Here is a 23825-nt window from a genome sequence, read left to right on the forward strand (position 1 = left end):
CGTCCGGCACTGCTCAGGCGTCCCAGAGGGTGCCGAAGGCCAGGAGTTCGTCCCGGTACTCGATGCGGCCCTCCCATTCGCGGGGCCAGACGTCCGCGCCGAGGTGGGCTCCGGCGAAGGCGCCCGCGAGGCAGGCGATGGAGTCGGAGTCGCCGCGCGTGCAGGCGGCCCGGCGCAGCGCGGTCAGGGGCTCCTCGGGGAAGAGCAGGAAGCAGTGCAGGGCGGTGGCGAGGGCCTCCTCGGCTATCCAGCCGTCGCCCGTGGTCAGGCAGGGGTCGGTCTCCGGGGAGGGCGAGCGCAGGGCGGCCGCGAGCCGGTCGAGGACCGCCAGGCACTCGTCCCAGCCCCGGGCGATGAACGACTCCGCGGAGGCGTCGGACGCGGTGCGCATCCACAGGTCGCCCAGCCAGCGCTCGTGGTAGCGGGTGCGGTTCTCCAGGGCGTACGAGCGCAGCCGCCCGACGAGCCCGGTCACCTCGGTCCCGCCGGCCAGCAGGTGCACGGCCCGGGCGGTCAGGTCGGAGGCGGCGAGCGCCGTCGGGTGCCCGTGGGTGAGGGCGGACTGGAGCTGCGCCGCGCCCGCCCGTTCCTCCTCGGTCCAGCCCGGCACCAGCCCGACCGGGACCACCCGCATGTTGGCGCCGCAGCCCTTGGAGCCGATCTGGCTGGCATCGCGCCAGTCCCGGTCCGGGGAGTCCAGCAGCCGGCAGGCCGTCATGCAAGTGCGGCCCGGGGCCCGGTTGTTCTCCGGGGAGTGGTACCAGTCGACGAACTCCTCGCGGACCGGCCGGGTCAGGCGCAGCGGGCCCACCGGGCCGCGCTCGGCCGCCGTGCGCATGCCGCGGGCCAGGGCGAGGGTCATCTGGGTGTCGTCCGTGACGATCGCCGGGCGCGGCAGGCCCATCTCCCGCCAGGGGCCGGTCTTGGCCAGGATCGAGGGCACGTCGTTGAACTCGGTCGGGAAGCCGAGGGCGTCGCCCAGGGCCAGGCCGATCATGGCGCCGGTGGCGGCTCGCTTGGTCATCGGGTGGATCCTTCCGGTCGCAGCAGCGGAGGGTGGAGGGTGGTCGCCGGACCGGGCCGGTAGAGGGCGGCCGGTTTGCCACGGCCGCCGGTCAGCCGGGCGGCGCCCGGTACGGCCTCGACGAAGCCCGGCGTCGCCAGGACCTTGCGGCGGAAGTTGGGGCGGTCGAGGGTGGTGTTCCAGACGGTCTCGTAGACGGACCGGAGCTCGCCGAGGGTGAACTCGGGCGGGCAGAAGCCGGTGGCCAGGCAGGTGTACTCGAGCTTGGCGCCGATCCGCTCGCGTGCGTCCGCGAGGATCACCGCGTGGTCGAAGGCGAGTTCCGAGACCTCGTCCAGCGCGGTCCAGCGGGCGTGCGCCGCGTCCCCGCCGCCCTCGGCGGCCGGCTCCGGCAGGTCCGGGACGAGCGCGGTGAAGGCCACCGAGACCACCCGCATCCTGGGGTCGCGGTCCGGTTCGCTGTACGTGCGCAGCTGCTCCAGGTGGAGTTCGGCGACGAGCCGGTCCGGCAGGCCGGTCTCCTCGGCCAGTTCGCGCCGGGCCGCGGTCTCGGCGGACTCCCGCGGCAGGACGAACCCGCCGGGCAGCGCCCAGGCTCCGGCGTACGGTTCCTGGCCGCGCCGGATCAGCAGGACGTGCAGGGCGCCGCCGCGCACGGTGAAGACAGCCAGGTCCGCGGTCACCGCGAACGGCTCGAAGGCGTAGGGGTCATAGCCGGCGGTCATCGGTTCTCCGGAAGGGGGTCGGTGAAGTGCCAGCCCTCGGCCAGCAGGGCGTCCACGGCGCGGACGGCCTCCTCCAGCCGGGCCGCCCGGTCCCCGCGCACGACGAGGAAACGCCTCCCGGTGCGCTCCAGTTCCGCCCGGAACCGCTCGGTCATCCAGGGCCGCAGGTGCTCTCCGTCCCGCAGTCCGTCGTCCTCGAAGGGCACGTCGGCGTGGTCGGTGAGCAGGTACAGGTCCCGCCGGGTGAGGCCGGCGATCCGCTCGACCTCGGCATTGCGGCCGCCCGTGTACCGCTCGTGCCAGATGCCGGTCGCGAAGGAGTCGGTGTCGCAGAACAGCACCGGGGAGCCGAGCCGGGCCGCCTGCTCCTCGTCCGCGTCCTGGCGGCGTGCGATGACCGGGAACTCCTCGGAGGCGAAGGACACGTCCTCCCAGGAGGCCGCCGGGTCGGCGGCGCGGGCCGCCGCCAGCTTCTCCTCGCTGTACCGGCGCCCGTACTCGGCGACCCAGCCCGTCTTGGCCCATACGCCGCCGCGGCGCCGGTAGTGGTCGGCCAGGGCCCGCGAGAGCGTGGTGGTGCCGGTGGACTCCGCGCCGAGGACGACGACGCGCCGGGTGAGGGCGGCCCGGACGGCCGGCCCGAGGAACTCCCAGGAACCGGCCGGGTCCTTGCGCACCGCCGTACCGGACACCGGGAACAGCGTCCGTTCCCGGTCCACGAGGACCTCCTCGGCGCCGAACCTCCGGGCGAGCTCGCTCCCGTACTCCTCCGAGGTGAACACGGCGTCCACCCGCCCGGGGACCGCGCCGCGGAAGACGGCCATGTGCGCCTCCCAGATCTGCGGGTCGTGCAGGTCGACCGGGATGTCGTCCACCGCGCCGACGACCTCCGCGCCGGGGTGCGCCTCGCGCATCCAGGCGACCCGGTCGGCGAGCGGGACCGACTCCACCGAGGCAGCGCACACCAGCACGGTCAGCCGCTCGCACTGGTCCTGGGCGGTGCGCACGAGGTGGTGGTGGCCGGCGTGCGGCGGGTAGAACTTGCCGAGGACCAGGCCGTGCCCGTGGCGCCTCATGCCGTCGCCTCCGCCGCCGTACGGGCGTCGCGGGCGGGCAGGGTGCGCCGCCAGCCGAGGAGTCCGACCACGCACAGGGCGAGGAAGCCCACGTAGAGCGCGGAGGTCAGGTAGAGGCCCTTGTGGGCGTAGAGCGGGATGTAGACGAGGTCGGCGGCGATCCACAGCCACCAGGACTCCACGAGCTTGCGGCACTGCCCGTACGTGGCGACGAGCGAGAGCCCGGTGGTCAGCGCGTCCCAGAAGGGGACGGTGGAGTCGGTGGCCCGGTCCAGCAGCAGGGTGAGGGCGAGCACCCCCACCGCCCCCGCCGCGGCGAGCCCGGCCCATTCGGTGCGCGTGGTGCGGCGCACCGGCAGGGCCCCGGCGGATCCTGGTCCACCCCCGTGGGTCCAGGACCACCAGCCGTATGCGGCGAGGGCGATGAAGACGATCTGGAGCCCGGCGTCGGCGTAGAGGCCGGCCTGGGCGAAGAGCACGATGAAGAAGATGTTGTTGGCGATCCCGATCGGCCAGTTGGCCACGTGCTGCCGGGCGACCAGCCAGACGCACAGCGCGCCGGTGGCGAAGCCGAGCACCTCGGTCCAGCTCATGCTCCAACTCATGCCGACCCCTCCCACTCTTTAATGGTCAGATTGACTATAAACAATGGGAGGGGTCCCCGACAAGCAGAAAACCCGCGGCGCCCTGGGGCACAGCGGGTTTCCGGGGACCGGTCCGGCCGCCTGCGCGGCGACCGGTCTGCTCACGGGTACTAGAGGCCGACCTCGCGCATCAGCATGCCGACCTCGGTGTTGGTCAGGCGGCGCAGCCAGCCGGACTTCTGGTCGCCCAGCTCGATCGGGCCGAAGGAGGTCCGGACGAGCTTGTCGACGGGGAAGCCCGCCTCCGAGAGCATGCGGCGGACGATGTGCTTGCGGCCCTCGTGGAGGGTCACCTCGACCATGTAGTTCTTGCCGACCTGGTCGACGACGCGGAAGTGGTCGGCGCGCGCCCAGCCGTCCTCGAGCTCGATGCCGTCCTTGAGCCGCTTGCCGATGTCGCGCGGCAGGTTGCCGGTGATCGCGGCGACGTAGGTCTTCTGCACGCCGTACTTCGGGTGCGTGAGGCGGTGGGCCAGCTCGCCGTGGTTGGTGAGCAGGATGATGCCCTCGGTCTCGGTGTCGAGCCGGCCGACGTGGAAGAGACGGGTCTCGCGGTTGGTGACGTAGTCGCCGAGGCACTGGCGGCCGTCCGGGTCCTCCATGGTGGAGACGACACCGGCCGGCTTGTTCAGCGCGAAGAACAGGTACGACTGGGTGGCGACGGTCAGGCCGTCCACCTTGATCTCGTCCTTCGGCTGGACGCGCTTGCCCTGCTCGGTGACGATCTCGCCGTTGACCTCGACGCGGGCCTGCTCGATGAGCTCCTCGCAGGCGCGGCGCGAGCCCATGCCGGCGCGGGCGAGCACCTTCTGCAGGCGCTCGCCCTCCTGCTCGGCGCCCGGGAAGGTCTTCGGGGTCTTGATCACGGGCTTGTCGGCGTACCGGTCGCGCACGCGCTCCTCGATGCGCGCGTCCAGCTCGCGCGGGCGGGACTGGCCGCTGCGGCTGCCGGGGCCGCTGCGCGGGCCGCCGGCGCCGCCGATGCCGGGGGTCCTGGAGGTCCGGGGACCGCCCTTGGCGCCACCGCGCGCCGCGGCGCCGCGGGCACCGCCGCCGCCCGCCTTGGGGCCGCTGCGTCCGCTGCGCTCGCCCTCGGGGCCCACGTCGTAGCGGCGCTCCTCGGGACGCGGGTTGCGGATGCGGGGGGCCGGCTGGTCGCGGTCGCGCGAGTCGGAGCCGCCCTGGTAGCCGCCACCGCCCTGGTAGCCGCCGCGGGAGCCGCCGCCCTGGTAGCCGCCGCGGGAGCCGCCGGAGCTGCCGCCCCGGGAACCGCCGCCGGAGCTGCCGCCGCGGGAGCCGCCGGAGCCGCCCCCGCGGTAGCCACCGCCGCCGCTGGAGGAGCCGCCGCGGGAGTTACCGCGCCCGCCGCCTCCGCCGCCGCTGTTCCTGTTGCCGCCACCGTTGCCGTTGCCGCTGCTTCGCATCAAAGTTCCGTCGTCTTGTCGTCGTCTTCATCGGTATCCGGTGCATCCGGATCGAACGACGGCACACCTTCTTGCGTCTCGGCTTCGATCGCGTCCGCCTCAGGGAGGAAGGGCGCGAGCTCCGGGAGCTCGTCCAGGCCTCGCAGGCCCATCCGCTCCAGAAAGTAGTTCGTCGTCCTGTACAGGATCGCACCTGTTTCGGGTTCCGTCCCCGCCTCCTCCACCAGACCCCGCTGCAGGAGGGTCCGCATGACCCCGTCGCAGTTGACTCCGCGGACCGCGGAGACCCGCGACCGGCTCACCGGCTGCCGGTACGCGACGACCGCGAGGGTCTCCAGGGCCGCCTGGGTGAGCCGGGCCTGCTGGCCGTCCAGTACGAAGCCCTCGACGGCCGGCGCGTACGCGGCCCGGGTGTAGAACCGCCAGCCGCCGGCGACCAGCCGCAGCTCGAAGCCCCGGCGCGCGGCCGTGTACTCGTCGGCGAGCTCCCGCAGCGCCTGCCCGACCTCGCGCGGGGTGCGCTCCAGCACCTTGGCCAGGTGCGCCTCGGTGGCCGGCTCGTCCACGACCATGAGCACGGCCTCCAGAGCCGGCTTCAGTTCCAGCGCTGCCACCGCGCTCACGTCGCCGTTCAATCCTTCGCCTCCACGATCCGGTCGAACTCGTCGGTCACGGTCGGCATGCCGTCACCGTCCCCGCCGCTCCAGCGCACGGTGAGGGTCTGCAGCGCCTCCTCCTGGTCGAGGACGACCGCCTTCTCCCGGTAGAGCTCCAGCAGGGCCAGGAAACGCGCGACGACGGTGAGGGTGTCCCCGGCGTCCTCGGTGAGCTCCTGGAAGGTGGCCTCCCCGCGCGCCTTCAGCATCCGCACCACCAGTCCGGCCTGCTCGCGCACGCTGACCAGAGGGGCGTGGATGTGGTCGACGTACACCTGGGGCTTGGCCCTGGGCTGCATGGCCTTCACGGCCAGCCGGGCGAACCCCTCCGGCCCGATGCTGATGACGACCTCGGGCAGCAGGTCCGCGTGGTGCGGCTCCAGCCCGACCGTCCGCGGGTACCGCCTGCCCTCGGCCTCCGCGCGCCGCTCGAAGATCTCGGCGATCTGCTTGTACGCGCGGTACTGGAGCAGGCGCGCGAAGAGCAGGTCCCGGGCCTCCAGCAGGGCCAGGTCCGCCTCGTCCTCGACCTCGGCGACCGGCAGCAGCCGGGCGGCCTTCAGATCGAGGAGGGTGGCGGCGACGACGAGGAACTCGGTGGTCTGGTCGAGGTCCCAGTCGGGCCCCATGGCGCGGATGTGCGCCATGAACTCGTCGGTGACCTTGGACAGCGCGACCTCGGTGACGTCGAGCTTGTGCCGGGAGATCAGCTGGAGCAGCAGGTCGAAGGGGCCTTCGAAGTTGGCGAGCCGCAGGGTGAACCGCCCGTCGCCTCCGGCGCGGCTCGCGGTGTCGGTGCCCTGGCCCGGATCACCGGCCGCCGCCTCGCGGGCCCGCGGGGCGTGCGGGTGCGGAGCATCGGCCGAGCCCTCGGCGTCCGGAACCTCGGCTTCCCGGGCTTCGGCGTCCGGGGCCGGACCGGGCTCAGGATGCTCCTGCTGCCCGTCTGCGGGCCCGGGGGAACGTTCCGGCCCGGTACCGCCCGCCGCCGGCGCGGGGCGCGCAGCGGGCGGCTCAGGGGCTTCGGAGGTCTGGTGGGGCCCGTGGGCGTCGATGGTTCCGGGAGCCTCGGGCGCCTCCGGGCTTTCGGGGGCTCCAGGACCTTCGCGGTCCGCTCCCGCGTCGTACGCCTCCGGCTGCCGGCCCGGGTCGGGGGCGCCGGGGCCGCGCCCCAGGGCGCGCCGGGTCGGTCGGCCGGAATCGGCGGGGAAGGGCATCGCGGTCCAGGAGGTGCATGGGGGCGGCGTGGAGGGCCGGGCGCCGTGGCCGCGGCCACCAGCAGCCTACGGGCTCCCCCGCGCTCCCCGGCGGATCACCGCCCGGCACGGCGCCGCACCGCAGGACCGGCGCTCCCACGCCCGTCCGGGCCCCATGCGGACGGCTCCCCGCGACGGGGCGGAGCTCCGGAGGGGGCGGGCCGCAGATCGTCGGAGGCCCGGTCGCCGGGCGGACGCCCGCCGGAGCCCGGCTCCGGGAGCTCGCGCCGCGGGCCGAGCGGCGCGCAGGCGGACCGGACGCGGCCCGGACGCGGCCCCGGGCGGCGGGAAGGCGGGCCGCAGGCCGAGCCAGGGCGCGTGCGCGGCCCGGGCGGGGCCGGGGCACCGGGCGGGCGGGTCCGCAGGGCGGTCAGCGGCCGCGCAGGCGCCGTACGAGGATGCTCGCGTCGCCGCGGGATTCCAGATCGGCGAGGACGACCGCGACCGCCTCGCGGACGATGCGGCCCCGGTCCACCGCCAGGCCGTGCTCCCCGCGCAGCACCAGCCGCGCGTGTTCCAGGTCCATGAGCTCCTCGGCGGAGACGTAGACCGTGATCTTCTCGTCGTGGCGCTCACGGCCGCTGGGGCGCCGGTTCGCGCCCCTGCCCTGCCCCTTGCCCCGGCGGCCCGTGCCGACCGGGGCGGACCCCGGGCCGCCGGCCGGTCCGGCAGAACCTTCCTGCGGCCGCCTGGGCTGCCCCACGACGGGCCCGCCGGTGTCCGCGGCCTCCCGGCCGCGGCCCTCGCCCGCCGCGCCCTCGGCCGAGGTGGCCGTGTGTTCGGCGGCGGGCGCCTCCTCGGCCCCGCGCCGCGGCGAGGACGACTGGAGCGCCATCCCCCCGGTCGTACGGAACAGTTCGTCGGCTCCGGGCAGACTCACTCGGCGTGACACCGGGCGAGCACCTCCCTGGCCAGCTGGCGATAGGCGGCGGCGCCGACGGAGTTGGACGCGTACGTCGTGATCGGCTCACCGGCGACCGTGGTCTCCGGGAAGCGCACCGTGCGGCCGATGACCGTGTGGTAGACGTGGTCGTCGAAGGCCTCGACGACGCGCGCCAGCACCTCGCGGCTGTGCACCGTACGGGAGTCGTACATCGTGGCGAGGATGCCGTCGAGCTCCAGCTCGGGGTTGAGCCGCTCCTGCACCTTCTCGATGGTCTCGGTCAGCAGCGCCACGCCGCGCAGCGCGAAGAACTCGCACTCCAGCGGGACGATGACCTTGTGAGCCGCCGTCAGGGCGTTCACGGTCAGCAGACCGAGCGAGGGCTGACAGTCGATCACGATGTAGTCGTAGTCGGCCATCAGGGGCTTCAGGGCCCGCTGCAGGGTGGACTCGCGCGCGACCTCACTGACCAGCTGCACCTCGGCAGCGGACAGGTCGATGTTGCTCGGCAGCAGGTCCATGTTGGGGACCGCCGTCTTGAGCAGCACCTCGTCGGCCGACATGCCCCGCTCCATGAGCAGGTTGTAGACCGTCAGGTCGAGTTCCATCGGGTTCACGCCGAGACCCACGGACAGCGCGCCCTGCGGGTCGAAGTCGACGAGCAGCACGCGGCGCCCGTACTCGGCGAGCGCGGCACCCAGGTTGATGGTCGACGTGGTCTTGCCCACGCCGCCCTTCTGGTTGCACATCGCGATGATCTTCGCCGGACCGTGGTCGGTCAGCGGACCCGGGATCGGGAAGTACGGGAGCGGGCGTCCGGTCGGGCCGATCCGCTCACGGCGCTGGCGGGCAGCGTCGGGGGCGAGTGTGGCCGCGTACTCGGGGTCCGGTTCGTACTCCGCGTCGGGGTCGTAGAAGTGCCCCTCGGGCACATTGTCGTAGTCGGCGAAACCCACGGGCTTTTCGCCGCTCAGGTCGCCGGCCCTGGAGTTCACGTCTAGGCCGTCCATGCTCTTTTGGGGCGTCGTCATGTGCTGGTGGTTTGCGAAGGTGCGTACTGCGACGGAGCCGACAGCTTCGAGCCCGGTAGGGCCTTCGCCCCGCTCAGGCATCCCTGCTCGACCACCCCCAGGAGCAAATGTCGACTCATTCACAAGTCGTCTTACCTCCTCGGACGTGACCAGGACACTTATCGATAGGTCAGCGTGGCACCATGCCGACGGTTGGCGACTCTATGGCGTGTCACCGCCCAGCGGCAACACAATCCACCGGACCCGGCACGATGTGTCGGCAACCGAACACCACTCTGTCAAGGGCGCACGAGCTGTCGCCGCGAAGTTTCGCGGGTGCGCGAAAGGGTTAAAGGGTTACGTTCGAGGCGAGTTGAGCGGGGTCTGCGGGCGCGCCGCAAACGCGTCCGGCCGGACCTTGCGGGCAAGGTCCGGCCGGATACGTGAGATTGACGTCAATCGTTGACGTGTCAGCCGAGCAGCGTGCTCAGCTCGAGGGTCTCGAGACCGTGGGCCTCGGCGACGGGACCGTAAACGACCTGGCCGTCATGGGTGTTGAGGCCCAGCGCGAGCGCGGGGTCACGACGCAGCGCCTCGACCCAGCCGAGGTTCGCGAGCTGCACGATGTAGGGCAGCGTGGCGTTGGTCAGCGCGTAGGTGGAGGTGTTCGGCACCGCGCCCGGCATGTTGGCGACGCAGTAGAAGACCGAGTTGTGGACCTGGAAGGTCGGCTCGGCGTGAGTGGTCGGACGGGAGTCCTCGAAGCAGCCGCCCTGGTCGATCGCAATGTCGACAAGGACACTTCCGGGCTTCATCTTGGCGACGAGCTCGTTGGTGACCAGCTTCGGGGCCTTCGCACCCGGGATCAGGACGGCGCCGATGACGAGGTCGGCCTCGACGACGGCCTTCTCCAGCTCGAAGGCGTTGGAGACGATCGTCTTGATCTTCGTACCGAAGATCTTGTCGGCCTCACGGAGCTTGTTGATGTCGCGGTCGAGCAGGGTCACGTGGAAGCCCATGCCGATGGCGATCTGCGCGGCGTTCCAGCCGGAGACGCCGCCGCCGATGACGACGCACTCGCCGGCGTGGGTGCCGGGGACACCGCCCGGGAGGACGCCGCGGCCGCCGGCCGAGCGCATCAGGTGGTAGGCGCCGACCTGCGGGGCCAGGCGGCCCGCGACCTCGGACATCGGGGCGAGCAGCGGAAGCGCGCGGTTGGCGAGCTCGACCGTCTCGTAGGCGATGGCGGTGGTGCCGGACTCCAGGAGGGCGTCCGTGCACTCGCGGGAGGCCGCCAGGTGCAGGTAGGTGAAGAGCGTCTGGTCCTTGCGGAGGCGGTGGTACTCCTCCGCGATGGGCTCCTTGACCTTGAGCAGCAGGTCGGCGGTGGCCCAGACCTCGTCGGCGGTACCGAGGATCTCGGCGCCGGCCGAGACGTACTCGGCGTCCGTGATCGAGGAGCCCACACCGGCGTTCTGCTCGATGAAGACCTGGTGGCCGTTGCGGACCAGCTCATGCACGCCGGCGGGCGTGATGGCGACCCGGAACTCGTTGTTCTTGACCTCGCGGGGGATGCCGACCTTCATCGTCGATCACGGTCCTTGGCTCAGGGGATATTACGGGGCACTTCCATACATACCCGCCCACAAGAACGCGCAACGGGATGCACCACGGGAAGCCGCGGTGAACCCAGTCTAATGAAGGATGAGTCGCTGTCTAGCCTTGCAAACCAATAATCTCAGTCGGAAGCACTACGGATTTCGCAGGCTGCGGGGTCATCTCCCAGCAATCTGTCGGCTGCGGAGCGGTGCAGCCTGGCAGCCGCGGGGTCCCCCAGTCTGTCCAGCGTGTCGGCCAGCCGGACCTGCAGTGCGGCCTGAAGTCGCTGGTCACCCGCCCGGCGGGCGAGCTCCACCGCCTCACGGCAGGTGTGCAGCGATTCCTCGGGCCGGCCCGCGTACTCCTGGACCCGCGCCATCTCGCTCAACGCCTTTGCCTGACCGGGAACATCGGCCAGCTTCCGGTAGCCCGCGGCGGCCGCCCGCCAGCTGCGCAGCGCGTCCCCGTACCGCCCCGCGTAGGTGTGGACGTTGCCCAGCCGTCCGTACAGCCGTGCCTCGTCCGCGCGCTCGCCCCGCGCGAGGGCCTGGGACAGTGCCCGGCCGAACCAGTCGGAGGCCCGGTGCCAGTCCGCCAGCTCCTGGTAGGCGCCTCCTACGGATTCCATCGCGCGGCCCGTCGCGTACGGATCGCCGGCCGCCCGTCCGGCGTCCAGTGCGGCCCGGTAGCGCTCCAGGGCCTCCTGGGTCCGGCCGGTCGAGGCGTCCAGGTCGGCCAGGTTCAGCAGCGCGGCGGCCTGCTCCCGGTGCAGGTCCCGGCGCTCGGCCACGTCCAGGACCAGGCGGTGCAGCCCGTACAGCTCGGGGGCGGCCCCGGCCGTGCCCCGGTGGTCCGCGAGCGCCCGCACGAGGGCCGCGACCAGCCGGCGGGCCAGGGTGTCCAGCTCCCCGTCGGCCACGGCCAGGGAGGCGGCCGCGGTGAGCGCGGGCAGCCGGGTGTCCAGCCAGGTGGCGGCGGCCCGCCGGTCGGGGAAGCGCAGGGCGCGCGGCAGGCCGTCCAGCAGTTCGCGCAGGCCGTCGTCGACCGCGGCGTCCACCCCGGGCTCCTCGGCCTCTGCCATGGCGCGGCAGGAGTGCAGCAGCCGTACGGTCCGCTCCAGCATCCGGGCCCGGGCCAGCTGGACCTCGGCGGGGCGCTCCTTGGCCTCCAGCAGGGCCTGGAGCATCGGCGCGAGGCAGCCGGGCAGCAGGAAGAGGCCGTCGCGGGCGGGGCGGATCAGGCCCAGCCCTGCGAAGTCGTCCAGGGTGGACTGGGCGGCGGCCACCGAGCAGCCGGCGAGGGCGGAGGCGGTGTGCGAGTCGACGATGCCGGCCGGGGCGAGCGGCAGCAGCCGCAGGGTCCGCTGGGCGGGCTGCGGCAGGGACTCGTAGACCAGCCGGAAGCCGCGGGCGAGCGGACCGCCGGTGGTGGCGGGCATGTCGTGGAGCTGCTTGGCCACGTCGGCGACGGCGGCCTTGGGATGGGCGGCGAGCCACCCGCCGACGAGGACGAGCGCGGCGGGCTGGCCCCCGCACTCCTCGGCGAGGGCCTCGGCGGCCCGGGGGTCGGCGGTGACCCGGGTGTCGCCGATGCGCTGGACGAGCAGTTCCACGGCGGAGGGGGTGTCGAGTCCGCCGAGCGTGCAGGGCCGGACGTCGGGGATCCCGGTGAGCGGCCCCTCCGCGGTGACCACGACGAGGCACTCGGGGGTGTCCGGCAGCAGTGCGTCCACCTGCTGCGGATCGGCGGCGTCGTCGACGAGGATGATCACCCGGCGGCCCTTGAGCGCGGTGCGCAGGGCGGAGCTCAGTTCGTCCTCACCGGCCCCGGGCGGGGTGGGCAGCCCCAGCCCCTCCAGCAGGCTCCGGACGGCCCGCTCGGTGGCCACGGTCTCCCCTCCGGGGGAGGTGAGCCGGGCGTGGAGCACTCCGTCGGGGTAGTCCTCGGCGACCTCCTGCACGAAGGCCTCGGCGAGGGCCGTGCGCCCGGACCCCGGTCGTCCGGCGACGAGCAGCACCCGGGCGCGGGGCGCCTTGGCCTTGCGGCCGGAGAGGGTGTCGAGCCCGGTCCGCGCGATGTCCTCGCGCAGCTCCTTGAGCTCACGCCGCCGCCCGACGAAATCCGCCACGGATCCGCTCCTCTCCCTGCCACCGGATTGCGAGCGTAGTTCACGCAGAGCGACGACCCGGGTGGAGCGTGGCGGACAAATCCCCCGATCGGATCAGCAGATGGACCTATTTTTCACGCGTCGCTCGCGTGGGCGTGTGGCCGGGACGTGCCGGGCACCCCGAGGACGCCCCCCTCAAGCCCCGTAGGGGCGGGCCGGCCAGGGGGCGAGGGCCGGGCGCAGGGCCTCGACACCGCCCTCGGAGGCCAGCGCCGCGGCGAGGGCCAGTACCCCGGTCACCAGCCCCGGGTTGTGCAGTTCGCCGGCCAGGACCCCGCCGACCAGGTCCGCGAGCGGGACCCGGGCGATCTCCATGTCCGCCTCCTCCTCGGAGACCTCGTACCGCTCCCCCTCGGCCTCCGCCAGGTCGCGCGCGAGGAAGATCCGGACGGCCTCGTCGGACCCGCCGGGCGAGGTGAAGAAGTCGGCCAGCACCCGCCACTCGCCCGCCTTGGCGTGCGCCTCCTCGTACAGCTCCCGCTGGGCCGCGTGCAGCGGGTTCTCGCCGGGGACGTCCAGCAGTCCGGCCGGGAGCTCCCACAGCCGGTGCCGCACCGGGTGGCGGAACTGCCGCAGGACCAGGACCCGCTGCTCCTCGTCGAGGGCGAGGACGCACACCGAGCCGGGGTGCACCTGGTAGTCGCGGCGCACCACCGAGTCGTCGGGCATCCGGACCTGGTCCGAGCGGACGGACGTCTTCGCGCCCTCGAACGGCGTCCGTGAGGCGACGACCTCCCACGACTCCGGTGTGTCCACGATGTCGTTGCCCATGGCCATGGCCGATACCTTCCCCGAGAACGCGACAGCCGGGGCACGATCCGTGCCCCGGCTGCCTACGTTATGCGGTCAGGCTCTCACTTCGCGGACTGCTGCCGCTCCACGGCCGCCTTCACCAGGCCGGCGAAGAGCGGGTGCGGGCGCGTGGGGCGCGAGCGCAGCTCCGGGTGGGCCTGGGTGGCCACCAGGTAGGGGTGCACCTCGCGCGGGTACTCGACGTACTCGACGAGCTTGTTGTCCGGGGAGGTGCCGGAGAAGACGAGGCCCGCCTTCTTCTCCAGCTCGCCGCGGTAGGCGTTGTTGACCTCGTAGCGGTGGCGGTGGCGCTCGTCCACGTACGCCTGGTCGCCGTAGACCTCGCGCACGATGGAGCCCTCGGCGAGCTTGGCCGGGTACATGCCCAGGCGCATGGTGCCGCCCAGGTCGCCCGCGCCCTCGACGAAGGCCAGCTGCTCCTCCATGGTCGAGATGACCGGGTGCGGGGTGGAGGCGTCGAACTCGGTGGAGTTGGCGTCCTCGATGCCCGCGAGGCTGCGCGCGGCCTCGATGACCACGCACTGCAGGCCCAGGCACAGGCCGAGCAGCGGGATCCTGTTCTCGCGGGCGTAGGTGATCGCGCCGACCTTGCCGTTGACGCCGCGGTCGCCGAAGCCGCCGGGCACGCAGATCGCGTCCACGTCGCCGAGCACCGCGGCGGCGCCGGCCGGGGTCTTGCAGTCGTCGGAGGTGACCCACTTGATCTGGACGCGGGCCTTGTTGGCGAAGCCGCCGGCGCGCAGCGCCTCGGTCACCGACAGGTAGGCGTCGGGCAGGTCGATGTACTTGCCGACGAGCGCGACCTTGACCTCGTGGTCGGGGTTGTGGACCCGGTCGAGGAGGTCCTCCCAGACGGTCCAGTCGACGTCGCGGAAGGGCAGGTCGAGCTTGCGCACGACGTAGGCGTCCAGGCCCTCGGTGTGCAGGACCTTGGGGATGTCGTAGATCGACTTGGCGTCGATGGCCGCGACCACGGCCGCCTCGTCCACGTCGCACATCAGCGAGATCTTGCGCTTGATGCTGGTGGGGACGTCGCGGTCGGCGCGCAGCACGATGGCGTCGGGCTGGATGCCGATGTTGCGCAGGGCGGCGACGGAGTGCTGGGTCGGCTTGGTCTTGAGCTCGCCGGAGGGGCCGATGTAGGGGAGCAGCGAGATGTGCACGACGAAGACGTTGTCGCGGCCGACCTCGTGGCGGACCTGACGGACGGTCTCCAGGAACGGCAGGGACTCGATGTCGCCGACGGTGCCGCCGACCTCGGTGATGACGACGTCGACGTCGTCGGTCGCCATGCGGCGGATGCGGTGCTTGATCTCGTTGGTGATGTGCGGGATGACCTGCACGGTGTCACCGAGGTACTCGCCGCGGCGCTCCTTGGCGATGACCGTGTTGTAGACCTGGCCGGTGGTGACGTTGGCCGAGCCGTCGAGGTCGACGTCGAGGAAACGCTCGTAGTGGCCGATGTCCAGGTCGGTCTCGGCGCCGTCGTTGGTGACGAACACCTCGCCGTGCTGGAACGGGTTCATCGTGCCGGGGTCGACGTTCAGGTACGGGTCGAGCTTCTGCATCGTGACCCGCAGACCGCGCGCCTTCAGCAGCGCACCCAGGCTGGAGGCCGTCAGGCCCTTGCCGAGGGAGGAAGCGACACCCCCGGTGACGAAGATGTGCTTGGTCGTCATGGATTTGGGCGGCATCGCCAAGAGGGGGCTCCCGTGGTCGCGAGGTGAGGTGCGTCCGGCGCCGGCCACCGTCGATCCGGAAGGGTCTCAGGGGGCGCCGAAGCTGCGGTTTCGGGGCTCCTGATTCGCACAGGCAGACCACCGGTCCACGGGGTACCAGCCTATCAGCGCCCGGAGCGGTCCGCCTCCGGGCACGCGGCGCGCACGCCCGGCACGGGGGTGCGTGCGTGCGCCGGGGCGGTATCGCCGCTGCTCACCCGTTCGGCCCAACCGCATTCTCCACAGGATCACGGAGATCACTAGGGTGCCGTCTTATCCTGCTCGGATATTGAACACATCACCGCCGGGCAGTCCGTCGGACGGCCTAACCGAGCCGATATACGGAATCATGGGCTCACGCGGAGATCCCTGCACACAGGAGACCGCGCAACCGCGCAATGCAAGCGCCCTTCGGGGCGGACGTGGCCGTTCGACTGGAGATGCACGTGTCCGGGCGCATCGAGGATTACGCACTGATCGGGGACATGCAGACCGCAGCACTGGTCTGCAGGGACGGAGCCGTGGACTGGCTGTGCCTGCCACGCTTCGACTCGCATGCCGTGTTCGCGAGCATTCTCGGCACCGAGGAACACGGGTTCTGGCGGATCGGCCCGTCGTTCCCGGCGGGCACCGAGGCCCCCCGCGCGACCCGCCGCCGCTACCGCGGTGACTCGCTGGTACTGGAGTCGGAGTGGGACACCCCGCGCGGCAGGGTCCGCGTGATCGACTTCATGCCACCCCGAGAGGATCACGCCCCCCAGCTGATCCGCATCGTGGAGGGCATCAGCGGGCGCGTGCCGATGCGCTCGGCGCTGCGCATGCGTTTCAGCTACGGGCGGGTCGTGCCCTGGGTGCACCGGGTCGACGGGCGCACCGTGGCCGTGGCCGGCCCCGACTCCGTCTGGCTGGACGCCGACGCGCAGACCTACGGCGAGGACCTGACGACGTACTCCGACTTCACCGTCGGCCCCGGCGACCGGAAGGCCTTCAGCATCAGCTGGCAGGCCTCGCACCGCGACGCGCCCGAGACCCCGGACGCCGAGGCGGCTCTGGAGTCGACCACCGACTTCTGGCGCGAGTGGGTCGACCAGTGCACCTACCACGGGCCCTACCGGGAGGCCGTGATCCGCTCGCTGATCACCCTCAAGGCCCTCACCTACGGCCCCACGGGCGGGATCGTCGCCGCGCCCACCACCTCGCTCCCCGAGGAGATCGGCGGAGTCCGGAACTGGGACTACCGCTACACCTGGCTGCGGGACGCGGCCATCACCCTCTCCTCGCTGCTGCGCACCGGATACCGCGAAGAGGCCCGCGCCTGGCGCGAGTGGCTGCTGCGCGCGGTCGCCGGCGACCCGGAGAACCTGCAGATCATGTACGGGATCGCGGGTGAGCGGGAACTCGGCGAGACCGAGCTGGACTGGCTGCCCGGCTACGAGAACTCCCGCCCGGTCCGCGTCGGCAACGGCGCCGCGGGCCAGCTGCAGCTCGACGTGTACGGCGAGGTCACCGAGGCCCTGCACCTGGGTCACATGACCGGACTCGCCCGCAGCGACTACGCCTCGCTGCTCCAGCTCAAACTGATCCGCTACCTGGAGACCCACTGGGACCAGCCGGACGAGGGCATCTGGGAGGTGCGCGGCCCGCGCCGCCACTTCGTGCACTCGAAGGTGATGGCCTGGGTCGCCGTGGACCGCACGATCAAGCTGATCGAGAGCGGCGACGCGGACGGCCCGCTGGAGCGCTGGCGCGAGCTGCGCGACGAGATCCACCAGGACGTGTGCGAGAAGGGCTACGACAAGGAGCGCAACACCTTCACCCAGTCGTACGGGTCGAAGGAGCTGGACGCGTCCCTGCTGCTGATCCCGCAGATGGGCTTCCTGCCGCCGGACGACAAGCGGGTCATCGGCACCATCGAGGCGATCCAGCGCGAGCTGTCCACGCCCGACGGCTTCATCCTGCGCTACCCGACGGCGGGCGAGGAGGCCGGCGTGGACGGCCTGGAGGGCGACGAGGGGGCCTTCCTGGCCTGCTCGTTCTGGATGGCCGACGACCTGGCGATGATCGGCCGGGTCGACGAGGCGCGGCGGCTGTTCGAGCGGCTGCTGTCGCTCCGCAACGACCTGGGCCTGCTCGCGGAGGAGTGGGACCCCCGGCTCCAGCGGCAGGTCGGGAACTTCCCGCAGGCCTTCAGCCACGTTCCGCTGATCGACACGGCCCTGCGGCTGACGGCCAGCGGGGCGTACGGCGGCTGATACCGGTCGACCCGCCGGGGGCGCGGAGATTCTCGCCGCGCCCCCGTGATCGTCCGCGCCTACGCTGGAAGGGTCCTATGCCCTCCCTCCGGTGGAAGGGGGCAGCCATGGCTCCCCTGTCGAAGGCGGGCGCGGCCCTGACCGCGCTCCGCGAGGATCTGTCCGGCGAGGTCTTCGCCCCGGAGGATCCGGGGTACGACGAGGCCCGGACCCTCTTCAACGCGATGATCGACCGCAGGCCCGCCGTCATCGCCCAGTGCGAGAGCACGGCCGACGTGGTGACCGCGGTGCGCTTCGCGAGGGATCTGGACCTGAACATCGCCGTGCGCGGCGGCGGGCACAGCGTGGCCGGGATGTCCCTCAACGACGGCGGTCTCGTCGTGGACCTGCGGCGCATGCACGAGGTGACGGTCCATCCGGCGGCCGGGGCCGCGCACGTCGACGGCGGGGCCACCATGAGCCACCTGGACCGGGCCTGCGAGCCGTACGGGCTGGCGACGACCGGCGGCCGCGCCTCCACGACCGGCGTCGGCGGTTACGTGCTGGGCGGCGGCAGCGGCTGGCTGGACCGCAAGTTCGGCCTGGCCGTGGACAACCTGCTGGGCGTGGACCTGGTCACCGCCGAGGGCGAGGTCGTCCACGCGACCGCGGAGGAGCACCCGGAGCTGTTCTGGGGGCTGCACGGCGGCGGCGGGAACTTCGGCGTCGCCACCTCGCTCACCCTGCGGCTGTACGAACTGCCCGCCATGTCGATCGCGTTCCTGCTGTACCTGCCGGAGCGCGGGCCCGAGGTGGTCCGTACGTACCGGGACGTCATCGAGGCCGCACCGCCCGAGGCCTCGGGCGCCGCCCTCTACCTCACCGGCCCGCCCGAGGAGTTCGTCCCGCAGCACCTCGTCGGGCGGCTGCTGGCCGGGGCGCTGCTGACCTACGCGGGCCCCGAGGACGAGATGCGCAAGCTGGCCGAGCCACTGCTGGCGATCCCCCACGAGTCGGAGATCGTCACGGCCATCCCGTACGCCGATCTCCAGTGCATGATCGACGACCCGCCGGGCATGCGGAACTACTGGTCGGCCGAGTACCTCACCGGCTGCCCCGACGCGTTCGTGGACGTCTTCTGCGCCCGCGCCGAGGCCATGCCGGTACCGACCGGCACCCAGCACCTGGTCTTCCCGCAGGGCGGCGCCATCGCCTCCGGCCCGGCCGACTACCCGGTGCCGTACCGCGACTCGCCGTGGGCCGTGCACCCGTTCGGGATCTGGGAGGACGCCGCCGACGACGAACGCTGCCGGCAGTGGGTCAAGGACGTCCGCGCCGACGCCCGGCCGTGGAGCACCGGCGCGGTCTACCTCAACTTCACCGGCGACGAGGGCGTGGAGCGGGTGGTCTCCGGTCTCGGAGCCGAGAACATGCGGCGGCTGGCCGCGCTGAAGCGCCAGTACGACCCCGACAACATCTTCCGCTTCAACCACAACATCCAGCCCGCCTGACGATGGAGGCGGATCGGCCGGTAGCGTCCCACGCTATGGAAAACCAGGGCGGGATCACGGTTCAGCGGGCACTGGAGCTGCCGGGGCTGCGCGGCGGACTGCCGGAGGTGGTGGCCTGCGCCGACCGCCTGGGCCGGACCGTCCGCTGGGTGCACGCGGGCGAGGTGCCGAACATCGCGTCCCTGCTCAAGGGCGGCGAGCTGCTGCTGACCACGGGCCTGGGCCTCGGCACCCGGCCGGCCGAGCAGCGGGCCTTCGTACGCCGCCTCGCGGACCGCGGGATCGCCGCCCTCGTGGTCGAACTGGGCCCGCGCTTCACCCGGCTCCCGGCGACCCTCGTGGAGACGGCGCGCTCGGCGGGACTGCCCCTGGTCCAGCTCCACCGGGAGGTCCCCTTCGTGGCGGTCACGGAGGAGGTCCACACCGAGATCGTCAACCACCACTACGCCCTGCTCCAGCGCGCCGAGGAGGTCCACCGCCGCTGTACGGAGGCCCTGCTGGGCAGTGGGGGCATCCCGCAGGTCCTGCGGCTCCTGGCCGACTTCACGGGGAACCCGGTCTTCCTGGAGACCCCCGACGGGCAACTCCTGTACGCGGCCGGCAGCACGGCCGGGGACGCGGGCGCGGACCCGCTCCAGGTGTGGGAGGGCCTACGCGGTCAGCGCGAGGCCGAACCCGCCACGAACACGGTGGTGATCGACGTGCCCGGCGGGGGCCACGGCACCGGCTCGGTCCGGGCCCGGGTCGTCCTGGTCGGTGTCTCGGCCCCGCTGCTCCCGGTGCACCGGATGGCGGCCGAACGCACGGCGGGCGTCCTGGCCGTGGTCCTGATGCAGGCACGGCAGGAGGAGGAACTGGCGGCGCGCGGCCGCGGCGACTTCCTGACGGACCTGGCGGAGGGCCGCATCTCGGCGGAGGACGCCCCGGCGCAGGCCCGGGTCCTGGGCTTCAAGCCGGGCGGCGGTCCGCTGCTGCCGGTGGTGATGCGGCTGGCCTCGGACCTGGGCCCGTCCGGGAACTGGGCCGTCCTGGCCCGTGCGGTGCTGGAGGAGCTCTCGTCGGTCGGGGTCCCGGTCCTGCTGGGTGTCCGCCCGGTCGAGGGCCGGGTGCCGCTGCTGGTCTCCCTGCGCGCGGAGTCGGAGCGTACGGCGGTGGCGGACCGGGTCTCGGCCGCGCTGCGGGCGGGCGTCGAACGCGCGGGCCTGGACCGGGCCGACGCCCCGCCGGCCGTGGTCGTCGGCGTGGCGGGTGGCTGGGCGGCGGCCTCGGCGGGCCTGCGCCACGCCGCGGAGACGGCGACGGCGGCGCACGGTCTGCCGGCGCGCCCCTGGTACGACGCGCGCCGCCTGGACATCGACCTGCTGCTGTGGCGGCTGCGCGAACACCCCGACCTGGCCGCCTTCGTGGACCGCGCGATCGGGCCGCTGCGCACGCACGACACGGCGTCGCGCCCGCCGCTCCTGCCCACGCTGGAGACGTACCTGGCGCACGCGGGCCGCAAGGCGGAGACGGCCCGCGAGCTGCACCTGAACCGGCAGACGCTGTACAACCGGCTGGCCCGCATCTCCGAGCTCCTCGGCACGGACCTGGACGACCCCGAAACGGTCCTCGCCCTGAGCCTGGCCCTCCGCGCCCGCCGGCACACGGCTTCCTGACGCGCCGCTCGCACGGCTCGGCCCCTGGGGGCCTCCCCGGCTTCGCGCCACTGCGCCGGACTCCGTCCGTCGACGCCCGGGCGGGGGGACGGGTGCCCTGCGGGGCTGTCCCCCACCCGCCCTTCCACCGTTCCCCGGGCTCTGCCCGGACCCGCGCCTCAATCGCCGGCGGGGCTCGAATCGAGCCCCGCCGGGAGGCTAGCGGCGGCGGGTACGTTCCATCAGTTCGTCGTAGACCGACAGGACCTGGGCGACCGTGTCGTCCTCCGACGGCCACGTCGCGGCCTGGACGCGCCCCGCGACGGCCAGCGCGGCCCGGCGGTCCGGGTCGGCCAGGAGGCCGGTCACGGCCGAGGCCAGCGGCCCCGCCTCTCCCGGCGGGACCAGGACCGCGCCGTCCCCCACCAGCTCCGGGACACCGCCCACCGCCGTGGCCACCAGCGGCACGCCCGCCCGCAGCGCTTCCTGCGCGAGCGGCGCCCGCGCCTCCCAGCGGCTGGGCAGGACCGCCAGGTCCGCCGCCGCCAGCAGCTGCACCGCGTCCCGGCGGCGCCCCAGCAGCCGTACCGGGAGCCGCTCCGCCTCGATCCGCCGGGCGAGCTCCGCCCGGAGCGGCCCCTCCCCCGCGATCACCAGCAGCGGCGCGGGGTCCAGGCGGCGCCACTCCCGCGCCGCGTCGAGCAGTACGGAGTACCCGCGGTGCGGCACCAGGCTGCCGACGGCGATCAGCAGCGGCCGTTCCACCGCGCCGAGTTCCGCGCGTACCTTGCCGGGGTCGGCCTCGGCCGACGGACCCGCCGGGCCCGCCGGCAGGGCCACCGGGGCCAGCCGCGCGTCCCTGGCACCCCGCAGCCGCGCGGCGTCCACCTGGTCCGAGGAGGCCCCGAGCACCACCGCCGCGGCCCGCGCGACGTGCCGTTCGAGCAACCGGCCCAGCCGTCCGAGCGCTCCCGCCGCCGTGGGGCCGTCACCGTGCCAGCTCACCACCAGCGGCACCCGGCGCCCCCGTATGGCCAGGGCGGCGCGCATCCCGGCGCGCACACCGTGCGCGTGCACGAGGTCCGCACCGGCGCAGGCGGCCCGCAGCACGCTGACCGCGTCGGGCGCGAACTCCGCACCGGCGCCGGTGAAGTCGTACTCCCCCTCCGCCTGGACGGGCGCGCACACCGTGACCCGTACCCCGCGCGCGGCGAGGCCGGTCGCGAGCGAGCGTACGTGCGCGCTGCTGCCCGCGCCCGCGCCGCCGCCGAGTACCTGCACGGTGCGCAGCGGCGGCCGGCCGTAGGGCTGGGCCGGAAGGGAGGTGGAGACCGGGGAGCTGCTCACGGGCCGAAGCTCCAGGGTGAGGGAGTCAGAGACGTCGCCAAGGATGCCAGTCCGCACGCGCGTTCCGGGACCATACGGGTGCGGATCCCGTACGAGATACCGCAGGACGCCGCTCAGCCTCACCCACAAGGGCTATCTCCGGGCGGGCCGGGGCCATGGCGAAGGGCCCGGAACGCCGTGCGTTCCAGGCCCTCGCCGGGGCGTCTCACGCGTCCGCGCGCGCCGCCGCCAGAAGTTCCTCGGCGTGCGCCCGCGCCGAGGCCGAGTCCTCGTGGCCGGCGAGCATGCGCGACAGCTCCCGGATCCGGTCCTCGCCCTCCAGGACGGTGACCCCGCTGCGGGTGACCGATCCGTCGTTGGTCTTCTCGACGAGCAGCTGCCGGTCCGCGAAGGCCGCCACCTGCGGCAGGTGCGTGACGACCACGACCTGCGCCGACTTGGCCAGCTTGGCCAGCCGCCGGCCGACCTCGACCGCCGCCTTGCCGCCGACGCCCGCGTCGACCTCGTCGAAGAGGTAGGTGGGGACCGGGTCGGAGCCCGCGAAGACGACCTCGACGGCCAGCATCACCCGGGACAGCTCACCGCCCGAGGCGCCCTTGGCGATCGGCCGCGGCTGGGCTCCGGGGTGCGGGGCCAGCAGCAGCTCGACCTCGTCGGCGCCCGAAGGGCCGTAGGCGACCGGGCGGCCGTCCACGTCCACTCCATCGGGGTCCTCGGCCTGGCGGATGTCGATGGTCACGCGGGCGTGCGGCATCGCCAGCGAGGCCAGTTCCGCCGTCACCGCGGAGGCGAAGCGGGTCGCGGCCTCCACCCGGGCATCCGTCAACGCCTGTGCCAGCAGCGAGAGTTCACCGCGCAGTCCGTCGCGCTCGGCGGTCAGCTCGGTGATCCGCTCGTCGTCGCCGTCCAGTTCCAGCAGCCGTGCCGCGCCCTGTTCGGCCCACTCCAGCACGGCGTCCACGGTGCCTTCGGAGCCGTACTTGCGGGTGAGCTGCGTCAGGGCGGCCCGCCGCTCCTCCACCGCGGCCAGCCGCAGCGGATCGGCGTCCAGGTCGTCGGCGTAGCCCGCCAGTTCCCCGGCCACATCGGACAGCAGGATGCCGAGCTCCCCGATCCGCTCGGCGAGCGAGCCGAGGGCCGGGTCGTGGGAGCGTACGGATTCCAGTGCCCGGTGGGCGCCCGCGACGAGCATGTTCGCGTCGATCGCCTCCGGGTCCTCGGGGTTGCCCGCGAGCGCGCCGTGCGCCAGCTGCGCCGCCGAGGCCAGCGACTCGGCGTGCCCGAGCCGCTCCGCCTCGGCCGCGAGTTCGGCGTCCTCGCCGGCCACCGGTTCCACGGCCGCGATCTCGTCCAGCCCGAAGCGCAGCAGGTCCGCCTCCTGGGCCCGTTCCCGGGCCCGGGTGGTGATCTCCTCCAGCTCGACGGCGACCGCGCGGAACCTGCGGTAGGCCGAGCCGTACTTCTCGAGCGGGACGGCGACGGCGTCCCCGGCGTACCGGTCGAGCGCCTGCCGCTGCCGGGCGGGGCGCAGCAGCCCCTGCTGGTCGGTCTGCCCGTGTACGGCGACCAGGTCGTCGGCGAGCTCGCCGAGCAGGCCGACGGGCACGGAGCGGCCGCCGACGTGGGCGCGCGAGCGGCCCTCGGCGGACACGGTCCGGCTGATCAGCAGGGCGCCGTCGTCGAGCTCGGCCCCGGCCTCCTCGGCGCGTACGGCGGCGGGGGCGTCGGGACGCATGACGATGCGGCCCTCGACCACCGCGGCCTTGGCCCCGATCCGCACCAGGGCCGGGTCGGCGCGACCGCCGAGCAGCAGCCCGAGGCTGGTGACGACCATCGTCTTGCCCGCGCCGGTCTCGCCGGTCACCGCGGTGAATCCGGGCGACAGCTCGACCACCGCGTCGTCGATGACCCCGAGCGACCGTATCCGCATCTCCTCAAGCACGGGACGACGATACCGAGGTTTCATGGGTGCCATGTGACGTCACCCGCCCCGAGTTTCTCGAACGCATGCACTAATACCGCTCTCCCGGCCGAACTCCCCACCGTGCCACGGGGATAGACACCGGGAACCGCTTCGAACTCGATTTCGGCTCGCGGGCGACGAGCA

At 73.3% G+C, this 23825-nt stretch carries 18 protein-coding genes; 3 read left to right on the forward strand and 15 right to left on the reverse strand.

The features are described from left to right. Positions 1-13 precede the first annotated feature (13 nt). The 13 genes from ACXNSR_RS09545 to ACXNSR_RS09605 form a co-directional block, all read right to left on the reverse strand. On the reverse strand, positions 14-1024 hold the full coding sequence (locus ACXNSR_RS09545) for an ADP-ribosylglycohydrolase family protein (RefSeq protein WP_458641673.1): 1011 nt from the start codon (positions 1022-1024) through the stop codon (positions 14-16). Continuing rightward, complete coding sequence (locus tag ACXNSR_RS09550) at positions 1021-1749, reverse strand: NUDIX hydrolase (protein ID WP_458641674.1); 729 nt, start codon at positions 1747-1749, stop codon at positions 1021-1023. The genes ACXNSR_RS09545 and ACXNSR_RS09550 overlap by 4 nt, the downstream gene beginning before the upstream one ends. Continuing rightward, entirely contained in the window at positions 1746-2825 is a 1080-nt protein-coding gene (locus tag ACXNSR_RS09555) for an AAA family ATPase (protein WP_458641675.1), read from the reverse strand. The genes ACXNSR_RS09550 and ACXNSR_RS09555 overlap by 4 nt, the downstream gene beginning before the upstream one ends. Then, positions 2822-3430, reverse strand: coding sequence for a nicotinamide riboside transporter PnuC (gene pnuC, locus ACXNSR_RS09560; RefSeq protein ID WP_458641676.1), 609 nt, complete (start codon positions 3428-3430; stop codon positions 2822-2824). Before pnuC ends, ACXNSR_RS09555 begins: the two co-directional genes overlap by 4 nt. 149 nt (positions 3431-3579) lie before the next feature. Next, positions 3580-4893 (reverse strand): pseudouridine synthase, encoded by a 1314-nt coding sequence (locus tag ACXNSR_RS09565; RefSeq protein WP_458641677.1) that lies wholly within the window; start codon positions 4891-4893, stop codon positions 3580-3582. After that, on the reverse strand, positions 4893-5465 hold the full coding sequence (gene scpB, locus ACXNSR_RS09570; RefSeq protein WP_458643244.1) for an SMC-Scp complex subunit ScpB: 573 nt from the start codon (positions 5463-5465) through the stop codon (positions 4893-4895). Before scpB ends, ACXNSR_RS09565 begins: the two co-directional genes overlap by 1 nt. Positions 5466-5524: 59 nt before the next feature. Next, positions 5525-6766 (reverse strand): segregation and condensation protein A, encoded by a 1242-nt coding sequence (locus ACXNSR_RS09575; protein WP_458641678.1) that lies wholly within the window; start codon positions 6764-6766, stop codon positions 5525-5527. Positions 6767-7175: 409 nt separating this feature from the next. Further along, on the reverse strand, positions 7176-7697 hold the full coding sequence (locus ACXNSR_RS09580) for a hypothetical protein (protein WP_458641679.1): 522 nt from the start codon (positions 7695-7697) through the stop codon (positions 7176-7178). Continuing rightward, a complete protein-coding gene (locus ACXNSR_RS09585) occupies positions 7682-8800 on the reverse strand; it encodes a ParA family protein (protein ID WP_458641680.1) in 1119 nt (372 codons plus the stop codon). The genes ACXNSR_RS09580 and ACXNSR_RS09585 overlap by 16 nt, the downstream gene beginning before the upstream one ends. Before the next feature lie 368 nt (positions 8801-9168). Further along, a complete protein-coding gene (gene ald, locus ACXNSR_RS09590; protein ID WP_030720084.1) occupies positions 9169-10284 on the reverse strand; it encodes an alanine dehydrogenase in 1116 nt (371 codons plus the stop codon). A gap of 152 nt (positions 10285-10436) precedes the next feature. After that, positions 10437-12425, reverse strand: coding sequence for a tetratricopeptide repeat protein (locus ACXNSR_RS09595; protein WP_458641681.1), 1989 nt, complete (start codon positions 12423-12425; stop codon positions 10437-10439). Positions 12426-12599: 174 nt separating this feature from the next. Then, the gene (locus tag ACXNSR_RS09600; protein ID WP_458643245.1) at positions 12600-13235 is read right to left on the reverse strand and encodes an NUDIX domain-containing protein; all 636 of its coding nucleotides are present in this window, start codon (positions 13233-13235) and stop codon (positions 12600-12602) included. Positions 13236-13318: 83 nt separating this feature from the next. Then, complete coding sequence (locus ACXNSR_RS09605; protein WP_458641682.1) at positions 13319-14971, reverse strand: CTP synthase; 1653 nt, start codon at positions 14969-14971, stop codon at positions 13319-13321. Between the two features lie 464 nt (positions 14972-15435). On the opposite strand from ACXNSR_RS09605, the gene ACXNSR_RS09610 reads away from it, so the two are divergent. The 3 genes from ACXNSR_RS09610 to ACXNSR_RS09620 all read left to right on the forward strand — a co-directional run bounded on the left by ACXNSR_RS09610 (position 15436) and on the right by ACXNSR_RS09620 (position 20392). After that, positions 15436-17247 (forward strand): glycoside hydrolase family 15 protein, encoded by a 1812-nt coding sequence (locus ACXNSR_RS09610; protein WP_458643246.1) that lies wholly within the window; start codon positions 15436-15438, stop codon positions 17245-17247. Between the two features lie 107 nt (positions 17248-17354). Then, positions 17355-18737: an FAD-binding oxidoreductase gene (locus ACXNSR_RS09615; protein ID WP_458641683.1), complete on the forward strand. Its 1383-nt coding sequence runs from the start codon at positions 17355-17357 to the stop codon at positions 18735-18737. A gap of 35 nt (positions 18738-18772) precedes the next feature. Further along, positions 18773-20392 carry a PucR family transcriptional regulator gene (locus tag ACXNSR_RS09620; RefSeq protein ID WP_458641684.1) on the forward strand — a complete coding sequence of 540 codons (1620 nt, stop codon included), beginning with the start codon at positions 18773-18775 and terminating at the stop codon, positions 20390-20392. Positions 20393-20590: 198 nt separating this feature from the next. On the opposite strand, the gene ACXNSR_RS09625 is transcribed toward ACXNSR_RS09620, so the two are convergent. Together ACXNSR_RS09625 and recN are read right to left on the reverse strand one after the other, a co-directional pair. Further along, complete coding sequence (locus ACXNSR_RS09625) at positions 20591-21718, reverse strand: glycosyltransferase family 4 protein (RefSeq protein WP_458641685.1); 1128 nt, start codon at positions 21716-21718, stop codon at positions 20591-20593. A gap of 205 nt (positions 21719-21923) precedes the next feature. Then, positions 21924-23648 carry a DNA repair protein RecN gene (recN, locus tag ACXNSR_RS09630; protein ID WP_458643247.1) on the reverse strand — a complete coding sequence of 575 codons (1725 nt, stop codon included), beginning with the start codon at positions 23646-23648 and terminating at the stop codon, positions 21924-21926. Between the last annotated feature and the right edge of the window lie 177 nt (positions 23649-23825).

It is taken from the genome of Streptomyces sp. NC-S4 (genome assembly GCF_054353315.1).